This window comes from Aerococcus sanguinicola, assembly GCF_008726925.1.
Lineage (GTDB): Bacteria > Bacillota > Bacilli > Lactobacillales > Aerococcaceae > Aerococcus.
The window spans coordinates 1-15,880 of record NZ_VYWO01000003.1 but is presented as its reverse complement, the minus strand read 5'-3'; the positions used below and the strand labels follow the sequence as shown (position 1 = coordinate 15,880).

At 47.2% G+C, this 15,880-nt stretch carries 2 protein-coding genes; both read right to left on the bottom strand.

The features are described 5' to 3' along the window. Positions 1-576 precede the first annotated feature (576 nt). Positions 577-9,024, bottom strand: a complete 8,448-nt coding sequence (locus F6I03_RS05455; RefSeq protein WP_150983079.1) for a YPDG domain-containing protein — start codon at positions 9,022-9,024, stop codon at positions 577-579. Positions 9,025-9,618: 594 nt separating this feature from the next. Continuing rightward, positions 9,619-15,564, bottom strand: a complete 5,946-nt coding sequence (locus F6I03_RS05450) for a Rib/alpha-like domain-containing protein (protein WP_070698505.1) — start codon at positions 15,562-15,564, stop codon at positions 9,619-9,621. Positions 15,565-15,880: the final 316 nt, after the last annotated feature.

Here is a 15,880-nt window from a genome sequence, read left to right as displayed (position 1 = left end):
ATAATTGGATCAAATATTGATTCTATCGGCTTTCTTATCGTTTACAAAAATTGGTTTTAAAAATTAATTAATATAAGACCAAATTTTGTCCTGATATGGAACACTATTGTATATTTTTGTCCCAAATATTTCGCCGTGATCGCAAATAAAAACCAGCCTTGATCAATAAGGCTGATTTATCAAGATTCCTAGCAAGTCCTGTTTTGGTGATCATTACTGAGCGAGACACGATTGTTCTTTTGTATTGGAGGGACCTATATTAAGGAAAAAGGCCGTGGCTGCTTTGGGGAAAACCACCTTTTTAGAAACATGCCTTTTCTAACTGAGATTCCGCATCTCCCCTGACGATATGGCAGCAATGCCCCCCCAGTTACCGACACGTCCCCTGAGTTATGTCGCTTTCTACCCCAATTACCGACATATCGCCTGACTTCTGTCGCTAACCGCCAAAATCTCCGCCTCCTTAATCAAAATAAAAAAGGAGGCCAGCTCCCTTCAACCTTACAAAAGAAAAAAAGCACCCCGCTTGTGCGAGGTGCTGAAAGTGAAGGCTAACCACTCAACTTCCTAAGTTACTTAGTCTTCTTTTTTCTTTTTGCCGAGGGCGAGTAGGCTGCCGACTCCGACTAGGGCGAGGGACAGGCCGGTTGTTAAGCCTGCGATGGCGCCGGTTTGTGGGAGTTTGCTTTGGGCTTTGGCTGGGGCTGCTTGAGCTTTGCCTTGGTCCTTAGCAGCTGGCTTGAGGACAACTTGACCTTGGTCTGATGGGGTCGTGTCGTCTTGCTTGCCAGGTTTTTCGACAGGGTCTTGGTCAGGCGCTGGCTCGTCCTTGACCTCATCTTTGCCTTCGGGTTGTGGTTCAGGTTCAGGCGTTGGTGTTGGCGTAGGTGTCAGGCCGCTGCCGCCCTTGCCTTCGACTGTCACGGTAACGGTGACGCTTTCGCTTGAGCCGTCAGGGTAGGTCACGGTGATTGTTTTCTCAATCGTGTCGCCTGCTTTGGCGTCTGCAGGTACGTCGACCGTCACTTCACCTGTTTCAGGATCTACTGTGATGCCCGTTTCACCTTCGCCTGGCTTGAAGCTGGTGCCGGTTGGTGGGGTCACCACTTGACCTTCTTCATCCTTGAAAATCGGTTCGCCGATTTCTACCTTGGTGCCGGGTTGACCAGTGCCAGGTTTGTATTCTGGTTGGTAGATGTCCTTGTCTTCCTTAACCGCTGGCGTTTGACCAGTTACAGTGGTTTCGACAGGGTCGCCCGTCCGGGTTTCGGTAGAACCATCTGGATTAGTGTATTCCTTGGATGGGATGATGGTGAGGGTGTCGCCCTTACCTTGACGAGGCACTTCAATTGTGAAGTCACCATTCTCATCGGAAGTGCCGGTGCCGATGGTCTTGCGATCTTTATCCTTCACTTCAACGGTGGTGTTTGGCACCGTGGTCTTACCAGTGACCTTAGTCTTATCGGAACCTGCTTCATTATCAGCTCCTGGGTTGGTGATTTGTGGGGTTTCTTTAACCACAGTTTCGACGCCGCCACGCGGATTGCCTTGGTCATCTTTCACTGGGGTAAAGTTGCCTTGGTCGTCCTTCTTGCCTGGAACGATGGTCACCTTGTCACCAGGATTTTGCTTCGGTACGTCGAGGTCGATGTTACCTTGGTCGTCGGAAGTGCCGGTGCCGATGGTGTTGCCATCTTTATCCTTGACTTCAACTTCGGTATTTGGCGTGGTCTTGCCGGTAACCTTGGTGGTGTCTTGACCAGGCTCGTTTTCCGCACCAGGTTCGGTCACACGTGGGAAGCTGTCTGCATCCTTGGAATCCGTTCCGCGGTCTTTTTCTTCCTGGTCGGTCCAACCGTCATTGTCGTCATCCTTGTCACCATCGGCGTCAGGTGAGTATGGATTGTTCTCGTCTCTTGATATGCCGGAGTCCTTGTCCACCTTGCCGTCGCCGTCCGTGTCGCGGTAAATGGTGATGGTGGCTTCGGTCTTCACAGGATTGCCGTCTGCGTCAGTAACTGGATTGCCGTCCTTGTCTACGACTTCAGCAGTTACCGTGACGACTTGGGTTTCTTGGTCTCCTTGCCAGCTTGCTTCGAGGTTGCCAGTGACCGTACCGCTGAGGCCGTCGTCTGAAGGGGAGTAGTGGAGGCCTTGAGTACCTGGTTGGTAGTCGAAGCTAACCTTCACCGAGCCGCCTTCTGGAACATTCTCAGAAGTCACCTGGATTGGGATGATGTAATCATGTTGCCAGTCGCCAATATTTTGTGACTTCGGTGTCATGTCGACGCTCGCTTCAGAAAGGACTGGGGCCTCTTCGCTAACGGTGGTTTCGACAGGGTCGCCCGTCCGTGTTTCGGTAGAGCCATCTGGGTTGGTATAGTCCTTGGATGGGGTCACCGAAATCGTGTCGCCGCCTTCTTGGCGTGGCACGTCGATGCTAAAGTCACCGTTCTCATCGGAAGTGCCGGTGCCGATGGTATTGCCATCCTTATCCTTCACTTCAACCTTAGAGTTAGGCACCGTGGTCTTACCGGTCACTTGAGTCTTATCGGAACCGGGTTCGTTCTTAGCCCCTGGGTTGCTGATTTGTGGGGTTTCCTTAACCACGCTTTCGCCGTTACCCTCTGGATTACCTGGCTTAAAGTTGCCTTGGTCGTCCTTCTTACCTGGAACGATGGTTACTTTGTCGCCAGGATTTTGTTTAGGCACATCAAGGTCGATATTACCTTGGTCATCGGATGTTCCGGTGCCGATGGTGTTGCCATCTTTATCCTTAACTTCCACTTCGGTATTTGGCGTGGTCTTGCCGGTGACCTTGGTGGTGTCTTGACCTGGAGTGTTTTCGGCACCAGGTTCCGTTACACGTGGGAAGCTGTTTTCATCTTTGCCGTCCGTTCCGCGGTCTTTTTCTTCCTGGTCGGTCCAACCGTCGTTGTCGTCATCCTTGTCGCCTTGGTCGATGCCTGGGACAGATGGATTATTTGGATCTTGCGGCATGCCGGAATCCTTGTCGGGTTGGCCGTCCTTATCGGTATCGCGGTAAACGGTGATGGTTGATTCAGCTGTCACTGGATTGCCGTCTGCATCACGGACTGGGTTGCCGTCCTTGTCTTGGACTTGGGCGGTTACGGTAATGGTCCGCGTTTCCTCTTCAGGGGCCCAGTCGGTGATTTGAGGTTGACCGGTTACTTGGCCGCTGTCTGGGTCGACCGTCAGACCTGGGTAAGTGTCTTGGCCATCGATGCTGACTTTGACACTGCCGCCTTCTGGCAAGTCCTTAGCATCTGGCGTCACTGGGGTGATGTCCTTACCTTCCAGAGCGTTTTGTGACTTCGGTGTCAGCTCGACGCTGGACTCGGCAGGGGTTTCACCCGCATTTGGATTCGTCACAGTAACTTTGACGGTTCGCGTGATAGCTTCATCGGTCGGTTGGCCTTGACCATCTTTTTGACCGGTGCCAGTTGACGTGATTTCAACAGGGATTTCAACGACTTTTTCGGTCTCACCAGGTTGGAAGTCCACGGTCGGTGTGCCGACTAAGTTGCCGTTTTCATCCACAGACAGGCCATCCACTGGGGCAGGGGTTGAAACCTTGGCACCCGGTTTGTTCGGTGTGACAACCTTGGTGTCAGCTGGGACTTCTTGGCCATTAGTGGCTGTGACATCAGTCGTTTGCGCATCCAGGCCGTCCCAAGTCTTAGAGGCTTGGTCCTCTGTATCTGGAATGCCGTCGTTGTCATCATCGTCGTCGGTCTTATCCGCTTGGCCGTCGCCGTCTGTGTCGCGGAGAACAGTGACATTGATTGGCTCAGTCGCTTCATTGCCCGCTGGATCTACGGCCTTCACGGTTGCTGGGAAGTCGCGCGACTCATCTTGGTCATCCGCCCATTGCACGGAACCCGCTGGAACCGTTCCTTCGATCTGTTTGGTCTCAGGATTGTAGACTAAACCATCTGGCAAGCCGTCAACGGTCACGGTCGCTTCCGGATCATCAGTCTCTACAGAAACCGGATCGATTGGTTGACCTTCCGTCGCTTGGATATCCTTAGCGGAAACGGTGATGGTTGGGGCGGTGGTGTCGGCTTCTGCAACTTGGCCAGCTGTCGCTGTGAAGCGAGATGGACTATCAGCAGTTACCGTTTGTGCCGGATCATTGTCCCAAGCAGGATTTTCGTAACCCGCTTGTGCAGTAAGTTGAGGAATCTTATCAGCTGGAATGCTAGTGCCTTCCTTAACATGATAGGTCTTATTGCCACCTTCAAATGGTGTGACCCCTTCGCCAGCAATGAGATCTACCTTCTTGTAACCTTCAGGAACAGACGCATCTGGGTCGTTTGTCCGATCGATAAAGCCTGGATCCATGACATTGATGGTAGCATTGGCTTGGTCAGTTGACCCATCTTGGTACTTAACGGTTACTGGAACAGTGATGGCCTTGCCTGGTACTTTAGCTGTTTCAGCAGGATCTACAGTGACAACCCCTGTTCGTGGGTCTACCTGAACAGCGACTTGTGTGCCTTCAACATCCACCGTCTCAGGTGCAGTATAAGCTGCGTCTGAGTCTAAAGCTGGTGTAGCCGCTTGATTATTAGAATCTGTAAAGCTTGGGCTAGCTGTTTCAGCCTTATTCCCTGGAATCACATCAACTGCTTCATATGCAGGTGTGTATTCGGAAGCTTGGCTGTAAACCGTTACGGTAAAGGTCCGGTTGGTCGCATCCCCTGCTTTAGCATTCTTCGCGTCTACCACAATAGTATAAGTGTGCTCTTCTTCCCCTTCAGGCAAGATTGGGCTACCTGTCACTTGACCAGTTTCAGGATTATAAGTTAAACCTGCACTGGCAAGGTCTTGATAGGTCACATTGCCTTGGGCATCGGTTGTTGCGATACGTACACTGAGCTGGTTCGCGAGCTCTTCTGTATCTGTTTGACCATCCGTATCTACAGTTGCAAAGTGTACTTGACCATTTTCTGTGCTTGCTGGGTTCACTTGACCCGCTGCATCGACAAATTGGTCAACCTTAACAGCTGTCATGTCTTGACCCTTGGCTACTCTCTGATCATTGTTTATATCTTTAAGATCAAGAACATCAACCTTGGCAGTTACTTCTGGATTACCTTCACCCACAGTGGTGTAATTAGCTGAGTGAACTTGTCCACCAGTCGTTAAGGTAATCAAGATCGTTTGGCCTTGGGTTAAGGTTGTTCCCTCTGGCGTGTCAATGCTGTATTCGCCACTTTGAGGATCTACAGCTGAGCTGCCGAGTGCCGTCACGCTACCGTCTTCATTAACAATAGCTGCTTCAACACTTGGTGCATCTGCTTCACTGAAGCCTGTGTTAATTACGCCATGAACGTTCGTATCCTTATCACGTGCTGATTGGACAAGAATATTCGCATTGGTCCCGGTGAGGCCTTCATTGACGATAGCTTTTTCGATTGGGGAAAGAAGTTGTTTTTCTTCCTCACTTAGATTGGATAAGCGATCATTCTGGAATTCATCCGGACGGCCATCGCCATCGATATCTGAGATGCGGTAACCCACATTGGCGTTGGAGTTACGAACAACTGGGCCGGATTCAAGGGTGAGATACCCCGTGAAGGCAAAGCTGGCATCTGGATAAGCCTTGAGGATGTCTTCAGTTGTGACTCCATCACGCAGTTTGTAAACAATCCGAGCAGCTGCAGGATCCAAGTGAGAGTTGTTGAAGTTGAAGACCCGACTTACGGTATCGTTCTGTGGATCTAACTTGAAGACCCCTTCACCTGTTTCCCGATTGAATTCGCTTTGGAAGTCATCATTCCGTGAATCTAGGCCATTGAAGAAGACCTTGGCTTGAGGAATATAGGACTTGTCTAAGCCAACAGCGGAGTTATTGTAGTAATCCTCACCATTTGGTACATAGTAGAGTTCAGCTGACTCAATATATAGCAAGAGCCGTTGGTCCACAGTGTAGTGGTAGTGGATTGGATCGGTGGTTGCCCCAGCTGTGTTCAGTGAAGAACCCCCTTGCTTAGCAAAGATTTGGTCAAAGACAAAACCGCGCATCTTATCCCCAGTTAAACCGGTGTATGGGCTCACTTCGTCGCCTTCCTTGTAGCTGACTTCCCCACCAGAAAGACGGAACCAGTTATTGAAGGTTGGGTTCTTGGCTACATTGTCAGCAGCTACTTTTTCATCATACTGGGTTGGGTTAACCTTCATAAAGGTGGATGAGTAAGAGCCTTCGATCATGGCCTTGTTGGCATTGTTGTAGATGAAGGAAGTTGAGCCGAAGTCGCCGTTGGTTACAGGACGTCCTAGTTCTTGTTCCGTCTCATCGATAATGGACTTGATAGAAGAATCTAAAGTCACCTTAGCTGGGTAGTTGTACTGTGCCCCAACTGCAGTATTGGTCATCAGGGCTTCATTATCAGCTGCCCCACCCCAGGCACGCATCCGCCATGAATTAGTCTTGTCGCCATTGCGGTTGACAATCCGTTCGAATTCAGTTCCAGAGCCATTCTCCACCTTAGTAATGTGCTTAGCTAAGTTATCTGAGAACCAAATGACATAGTCCCATTTCTTCAGTGTTTCAAGGCTTGAGCTTGGAATGGTATGGATCAGACTGGAGATGGTCACATCAATTTCATTCTTGGCTTGAGTTTCAGGCGTAATCGCATCGGCTAATTGGTGCACTTGGTTGTTGAAGAAGCCTTCTGAATTTTCATTACGAGAATCTTCAATACTTTGTGGAATGAAGCGCTCTTCAGAAACCTTCTGCCCAGATTCGCCAGGGCGTTTGTTCACATCGACTAAACCAGAAATCAAGTTAGAAGTCGATGAACGTGGCAATTCAACCACCACTTTAATTTCTTTTTGGCCGACTTTGGAAGTATCTACAAAGAAGCCACGTGAAATCTTATTCCCTTCTGCATCTAACTTATCATTGCCGTCTGCATCTTTTTCGAAGAGCTCAACAATCGCAGCTTGAGTGGCTTCATCATCCGCAAAGCTAAACTTGGTCCCTTCTGGCAAATCAACCGCTTGACCGTCTGCCGTCTTCGTCAAGTTTTGAGCCAAATCTTTAGCAGTGACTTCCGTATTCAGGAGAACGGTCCGATTTTGGCCAGCTAATTCATAGTTAATTTCAGGCTTAGCTGGTTCTGGCAAGTCACCTTCTGCTGGATTCGTTTGACTGGTATCATCTACGCCTGGATTGCCTTCATTAGTAATTGGGCTTGGATCGCCAGAGAAGTCACCGAAGTTGTATCCAATGTTAGCTTCTGTATTCGCAACATAGTTCCCCTTCTCATCTAAGAAGAAACCATTGAAGACATAGCGTTGGTCGAGGTTGTTTGGCATGAGACCCTTAATATTCACATCATCTTTAAGGTAGTAAACGACACGAACAGATGAAGGATTACTGCCTACCCCCTCGTTAAATTGTACCTTATCATTAGGGTCTAAACGGAAACGGCCTGCACCAGTTCTTGGATTGTAGTCTAAGAAGTATTGGTCAAACTTACCATCTAAACCACCATCACTAGCGATAGGTAAAGTCTTAGCCACACCACCTTTAGCATGAAGGATTAAGCCATTATAGAAGACTTGGGACTTGGGATCAAATTCTCTTGATCCATCAGAAAGCTGATAAATCCCTACCCCCTTAATATATGGCACAAGGCGTTCATCCGCTTGGAAATGATAGCTTGCGGGTGAATCTGGGCTGGAGTTGGAAGACTTCTTAGTAAAGTAATGGTCAACTGCAATCCCCCGTACCTTGGCATTCTCATCATATTGACCCGTGTGAGGGTTGTAGGTCCCGCCTTCCACATACTGACCAAAGCCATTAGAATTGGAATACTCTCCTTCAACTTCTTGAGCATGGCCAGCTGCTTGTAATTTATCTAAATTCGTATCTTCCGTCTTAACAACTGCTGTATCCACAGTTCTTTCAATGATTTTCTTTTCTACGGGGTCGTAGATATAAGCATTGAAGAATAGTTCATTACGGCGACGCGCATCAGGATAGGCGCCGATAATATCAGCTAAGGATTTGTTAAATTTAACTTGAACTGTCGCTAGTCTCGAGAAACCAGTTTGTGAAGAAGCGAAAACAGAATCATAGTTATTCCAAGCATTAGGATTGCTTGAAGTCGACACAATGTTGACGTCAAAGGCATTTGCTCGCCAAGTATTCGTTAATTTACTTGGGTCTTCAGCATCTTGCATCCGGGTGAAAGAGAAATCACGGTCGGATGTCTTATCGCTGTCACTGGCAATATAACGAATATCAGTAATATGCTTAGCCAGACGTTCATCAATTTCATAACGAACTTCATAACGATCAACTGGTGGTACTGTTTCTAAGTAGACACGGTTTTCGATTTTTAGGGTATCTTTCGCCGTGCTTTCTTCATCGGTTAAATCTTCAATATCAATCCCGAAATCACGAATATTATTTTGTTTCAAGCTACCCTCAGGATTATTTTGATCAAGTGCCGCATTCAGGTCATTGCTATTTAAGGGTTGACCAGTGCGTTCAGTCCCATCTTCGTCTGTTGTTGGCGCATTCGCCACTTCAGTCTTTTCTTCCAAGGCTGCTTCCTTAGGTGCAGGTTTAGTAGATACTGCCCCGTCAGAAGCTCCATTATCTGACTGGCTTTCAATTTTTTCAGCTAGTTTAGGATCTTGAACTTTTAAGTCCTTTTCGGTTTCAATAGTTTCAGCTACGCCACCATCTGCAGGGATCACTTGTTTAGTTACAGGATCACTGGTCGTTTTTTGGGTGTTGGGCTGGTTTTCATTGTCTTTGGCTGCTTGGTCTACTTTACCTTGCTCTTCAGCCGTTAAGTTCAACTCACCATTCACAGCATCATTGGTACCAGCAGCGCGAGCGACTTGAACGTCTCCCGCAAAGAGGAGCCCCGCTGCCACAGCGACAGAAGCCACGCCGACACTTAAGCGCTTAATGGAGTAACGATAGAACTTGTTACTCTGCTTCTCCTTCTTCACTTGATAATTATTTTTTCCAACCATAGCTTTCCTCCTAATATTTAGTCAAAGCATATTATCATTCACATCAATACCATCATTTGTTACCTTCTCGCCTAAACAAAAATTCCCATGGTTTTAAAATTACTGATCCGTCAAAGCACATTCCATATCCAATAGTTCTTATTGATTAATAATATGCATTATGTTTCAGTAGCGCTAGCGATTTGTCAGATTTTTCGTTCATCGGGCGATACAGTACAAATAACTAGTATTTTCCAAATGAAATCCATTTGATAAAACTATCGTACAGAAAAAATTTTAAGATATCAACAAAAAAGACAAAGGTGTATTGTTCTTAACTATTTCGTTTAATTATTAAAACTATAAAAACCAGAAAAAGCGTCAAAAAGCCTGGTTTAGGCGTTATTTTTCGTCAAACTCATCATTTCTTCATCAATCGATAATACATATTTTGTATATAATCAAGCTTTTATAATAAATAGAATAAAGCAATGAACAATACTGCTTATTATGTTTGGAACTATCATCAGGAGGTAGAAGCGGTTTTAGATAAGCAAAAAAGCACCCCGCTTGTGCGAGGTGCTGAAAGTGAAGGCTATCAACTAGCTCAGTTGCTTAGTCTTCTTTTTTCTTTTTGCCGAGAGCGAGGACACTCCCTGCGCCGATGAGGGCGAGGGCTAGGCCGCTCGTCAAGCCTACGATAGCGCCGGTTTGTGGGAGAGCTGATTTCACAGTTTCCTTCTTCGCGCTAGTGCTTGGGGCTTGACTTGCAGCTTCAACAGTTGGCACTAAGTTCTTGATGACTTGTTGGGCGCCAGTCTGTTCATCTTTTTGACCTGCTGCTTGATCACGGTTTGGTTGTGTCGCTGGAGCTTGGTCAGTGTCTTCGCGGCTTGGTGTTTGGTCTTGACCGTCAGGACGGGTGCTTGGTGCTTGGTCATGTTGGTCTGAACCTGGACGGCTTGGTGTGGTTGTACCTGGTTTGTGGTCGCCTTCTTGTCCTGGTTTTTGGCCACCGTCCCCTGGGGTTTCACCTGTGTCGCCGCCAGTTGGTGGTGTGGTCGTATCTGAACCATTGTCATCGCGGCCTTCTTCATGACCATTAACAGTGACTGGGATGGTTGCCTTGCCTCTTGGTAGATCTTCATCTTCGATGACTACCTTGATTGGGCCGTCCACGTCAGTCCCTGGAGTGACTTCGATTTCGCCTGTCTCTGGATTGATTTCAGCCGGGATATCCTTGCCGTCTTCATCCTTAGCAGACACGCTTGTCTTGTCATCTGGATTGATGACGATGATGCCAGTCCCTTGTTTTTCGTCTGTTGGGTTAACTGAACCAACAGAGCCGCCAACTTCGGTCTTAGGCGCGTTATCGTCATTCGGACCTGTTACTGTGACTTCGACTGAATCGCCCCGGTGCGTTTCAATGGTATCATCTAGCATCCAATATGTTCTTAATGGTTTCAAGACAAGGACTGTGCCAGGTTCTAAACGTGGGCCTTTGAAACTAAAGTCACCATTTTCGTCAGCGATTGTAGAGAAGAGGAAGTTTCCATCCTTATCTTCTACGTCAATCTCTGCACCTGGAACGGTAGTCTTACCGCTAACCACAGTGTATTCTGAATTGGCTTCATTATTAGCCTCAGCAGTGGTAATGACTGGGGTTTCTCGAACTACTGTTTCACCCGCTTTATCAGGGCTTGGAATGAAGTTTCCTTGCTCGTCTTTCGTGCCTGGGACGATTGTGATGGTACTGTTAGCCTTTTGCTTAGGCACTTCAAGGTTAATTTCACCCTCGCCATTGGATGTACCAGAAGCGATCGTCTTGCCATCTTGATCTGTGACTTCCACATCGGTGTTTGGATCGGTTAAAGCTGTTACTGTTGTGGTATCTTTGCCAATTTCATTTTCAGCACGTGGGATACCAACATGGCCAACTTCGCTCTCAGATCCGTTGTCGTCGCGACCTTCTTCGTGACCATTGACAGTGACTGGAATAGTAGCTTTACCGTTTGGCAAGTCTTCGTCATTGATCACCACATCGATTGGACCATCCACATCAGTACCTGGAGTGACTTCAACTTCGCCTGTTTCTGGATTGATTTCAGCAGGAATGTCCTTACCGTCTTCGTCAGAAGCAGTTACGGTTGTTGACTCATCAGGATTAGTGACGATGATGCCGGTCCCTTGTTTTTCGTCTGTTGGGTTAACCGATCCTACAGATCCGCCAACTTCGGTCTTAGGTGCGTTATCGTCGCGGCCTGCTTCGTGACCATTAACTGGAACGGTAACTTCTTCTTGACCGCCTGGTAATTCAGGGTCCTTGATGGTGACGGTGATTGGGCCATCGACATCTGTACCTGGAGTGACCTTGACATCGCCGAAGCGGCCGTTTTCGTCTGTAGTGACTTCAACTGGAACGTCCTTGCCATCTTCATCCTTAGCAGTTACTTCAGTGTCTGCATCTGGGTTGACGATAACAACGCCGGTTGATTGTTGGTCTTCAGTTGGATCAACTGGTGTGAGGTTGGAATCATCGATGCGAGTTTGTTCAGTCGCTGGTTTCTCTTCTGAACCATTGTCATCGCGGCCTGCTTCATGACCGTTAACTGGAACGGTAACTTCTTCTTGGCCTTCTGGTAATTCAGGGTCCTTGATGGTAACGGTAATTGGACCATCGACATCTGTACCTGGAGTGACCTTGACATCGCCGAAGCGGCCGTTTTCGTCTGTAGTGACTTCAACTGGAACGTCCTTGCCATCTTCATCCTTGGCAGTTACTTCTGTATCTGCATCTGGATTGACGATAACGACGCCGGTTGATTGTTGGTCTTTTGTTGGATCAACTGGTGTGACGTTGGAGTCATCGATGCTGGTTTGTTCAGTCGCTGGTTTCTCTTCTGAACCATTGTCGTCGCGATCTTCTTCGTGACCATTTACTGGAACAGGGATAGTAGCCTTACCATTTGGCAAGTCTTCGTCATTGATCACCACATCGATTGGGCCGTCCACGTCAGTACCTGGGGTGACTTCAACTTCGCCTGTTTCTGGATTGATTTCGGCTGGAATTTCTTCGCCATCTTCGTCAGAAGCAGTTACAGTTGTTGACTCATCAGGGTTGGTCACTGTAATACCAGTGCCTTGTTTTTCATCACTTGGTTCAACTGATTTAACAGAACCACCGACTTCGGTCTTAGGCGCTTCGGGTTCCGCAACAGTTACTGGAACAGTCAACTTATCTTCAGAACCATCTGGGTAAGTCACAGTTACAGGAACTTCTGTCGTACCTGGGGTTTGGCCATCAGGTAATTGACTTGGGTCGTCAACTGTTACGCTTGGTTTCTCAGCTGTTGCTGGATAGTTTGGAACAGTGACTGCGCCCTTCACGTCATCTTCACTTGCAGCTTGGCCATGGTCCTTGGCCACTTCTTCTGCGCTTGGTTCATATTTATCTGCTACTGATTGTTCTTTAACAGTTACTGGAACCTTAACCTTGTCTTCGGATCCATCTGGGTAAGTTACCGTAACATCGACGTCAGTGGTACCTGGGGTTTGACCATCCGGTAATTGACTTCGGTCATCAACTGTCACGCTTGGTTGTTCGCCATCTTCTGGGAAGTTTGGAACAGTAACTGCGCCCTTCACGTCGTCTTCTCTTGCAGGTTGACCATGGTCCTTGGTCACTTCTTTTGCGCTTGGGTCGTACTTGTCTGCGTCAGTCTCTGTTGGGGCTTCAACCGTTACAGGTACAGTTAACTTGTCTTCTGAACCATCTGGATACGTCACGGTAACAGGTACGTCAGTTGTGCCTGGGTTTTGGCCATCTGGTAATTGACTTGGATCGTCAACTTTGACGCTTGGTTGTTCACCTTCTGTTGGGAAGTTTGGAACAGTTACAGCATTCTTAACTTCTTCCTCTGTCGCAGCTTCGCCATTTGGCTTCGTAACGGGTTTTGCCGTTGGGTCGTACTTGTCTGCGTCAGTTTCTGTCGCTTCTTCAACCGTTACGGGTACGGTCAACTTATCTTCTGAACCATCTGGGTAAGTTACAGTTACAGGTACGTCAGTTGTGCCTGGTGTTTGACCATCTGGCAATTGACTTGGATCATCGACAGTGACGCTTGGTTGTTCGCCTTCTGCAGGGAAGTCTGGGAAAGTTACGGCGTTTGTAACGTCTTCTTCTGTTGCGGCTTCACCATTTGGCTTCGTAACAGTTTCTGCTGTTGGGTCGTACTTGTCTGCGTCAGTCTCAGCTGGTGCTTCGGGTTCAGCAATAGTTACTGGTACGGTCAGCTTATCTTCTGAACCATCTGGATACGTAACGGTCACTGGTACATCAGTTGTCCCTGGTGTCGTACCATCTGGCAATTGACTTGTATCGTCAACTGTCACGCCTGGTTGTTCACCTTCTGTTGGGAAGTTTGGAACTTTCACGGCATTTGTAACATCATCCTCTGTCGCTGCTTCACCATGTGCCTTCTCAACGGGTTGAGCTTCTGGCGTATACTTGTCCGCGTCTTTTTCTGTCTTTTCACGAACAACAACAGGGACATTGACAACTTCTGAGCTGCCATCTGAATAAGTAACTTTGACCCTTGCATTTTGAGGGATGTCGTTACCTTCTTCATCCTTAGCTGTTACTTGGCTTACATCGGGCTCTTCTTCCCATGAGAAGCTTGTGCCTTCAGGTAAATCAGCCTTATTGCTGATGCCATCTTCTGCTGGAGGTACTGTACCAACTTCAGTTTCAACTAATTGTGTCTCTGGATCATTCGTGGCGGCCAAGCTTAATTCATAATAAGCATCGAAGTAAGCATTCCCATAAGATCCGATTAAGCGCTTGGTAGGTTCCCCATTATCGGCATAAGGTGTTTGACCATTAAGCGGACCACCTGGTGTATCCACAAAGTCCTGTTCTACCCAAGTCTCAAATAAGAGTTTATTATTATTATTTTGGGTATATTCGGCCATAGCTTGAGCAACATCACGAGTGGTATAACCTTCTGCCAATGGATACACAATTGAATAGGTTCGCGGTTGACCTAAAGTACCCTCTAATATCTTAGAATTGATATTGTTTCGAGCATTTCTAAGAGCATCCCTCTGAGCTTGACGATCATTAGGATCTGCGTGGGTAATCGAGATAGCAGGTGTCTTGCGTGAATCCACGAGACCAGAATCATCCATAACCAATGGAATCGGATCAATTGGACGATTGACTGAGTTCCGGAATAAGTTTGGATTTGAGACATCATTCATTACCCCAATTTTCACACTATTCTTGTCGATATAAGGTACTAAGACCTTAGGAATTTGTTCCATGAAGTAATGAACATTTGAGAAACTTGATTCACTGAAGTTCTGGTCAGGTTGAACCGTATGGCGTGAGACAATGGAGTTGGTCGTTTCATCAAAGTATACCGTATGGCTCATTCCTTTTTCATAGAACTTACCATCCGCAAATCGAGACTCCCCGGTCGCTCCAATTGTGCGATGCGGAGCAAAAAGCTCTGGATTTTCTTCAGGATCAGGGTTATTCGGATTATTACGCAAGATAAAGCCATTATCTAAAGCTCTACCCTCGATCAAGTTAAAGTCATTGCCGGCACCTTCACCAGTGACCATACCTACAGTAAATGGTAAGGGCGTTTCAGCAAGGCCTAGGTTTTCAAAGGTTGTACCTTCTTTAAGCGTAATACGAACATCGACATCGGAAATAGAGCCCGTAATACCTGCTTGGAGGTTCGCATTGGTTAATGGCATGGTCCAATCACGGCCACTAGTTGCGCTTGCCCAAGTTGTTGACCCAAGTGGTCCATTCCCCCGGGTTGTTTCTACAGAAGCAATATTTTGATAGAAATCTGGATTTTCAAAAGAAATCACATAGCGACCTGGGTAAGTAGTTCCTTCTACAGCTCCCCAGCGACCAGCAGCACTAGCGAAAGGCCAGAAGCGAATAGCCAAATCTGCGGTATTTTCAGTAGTATCCATAACTTCCGCTGTATTATAGCGGATAGGACCCGCGTCCCCTGGCTCATATTCTGTCTTACCAAAAGTTTCTTCCTTAAAAGGAATTTCTTGGTTAATCGCAGTATCTAAATTCTCTTTATTTGGTGCTGGATTATCAGCTGCAGCACGTGAAGATGTATTAGAAGGGGCTCCCTCAGGTGCCGCATAAGTTGTGACCTTGACGTCCTCATCAGCTGGGCTCGTTTCAGCAACTGTTTCTTCAGCTACTGGAGCCTCTTCTTCAGCAGGGCCTTCTTCAGCTGGTGCTTCTTCAACAACAGGTGCAGGCTCTTCTACAGGTACTTCTTCTTCAGCTACCGGAGCTGCTTCCTCCTCAGCTGGAACTTCTTCCTCTGGGGCAGTCGGCAATTCCTCGCTAGTGTTCGCTTCTTCCGCCGCAGCTGCTTCAACAACCACAGCATCACCAGCAAAAAGAAGCCCGGCTGCTACGGCAACTGAAGCCACACCAACACTTAAGCGCTTAATAGAGTAGCGGTAGAATTTATTACTCTGCTTCTCCTTCTTCACTTGGTAGTTATTTTTTCCAACCATAGTCTTCCTCCTATAATTAGCTAAAACATAAAGCTACTTTTATAAAATTTTGCCCAAAGTTAGATTAGTCTAAATACAAGAAACGATCTGAGCGCTAAAAAGCTTAATCAATCAAAACTAATTTACCATTTCTGACCAGTATATATAATCTGTATTTATCTAATATCTAAAAAAAGATGCTTGGAAAATTGGTATGCTCCCCCTAAAGTAGACACTAAAAAAAGTAAACTACTTTAGGGGGAGTTTTTATGCGTTCAAATAGAAAACATTCACCAGCAGAATTGGCTAACTATATCCATCTATATAAAGAGGGAAT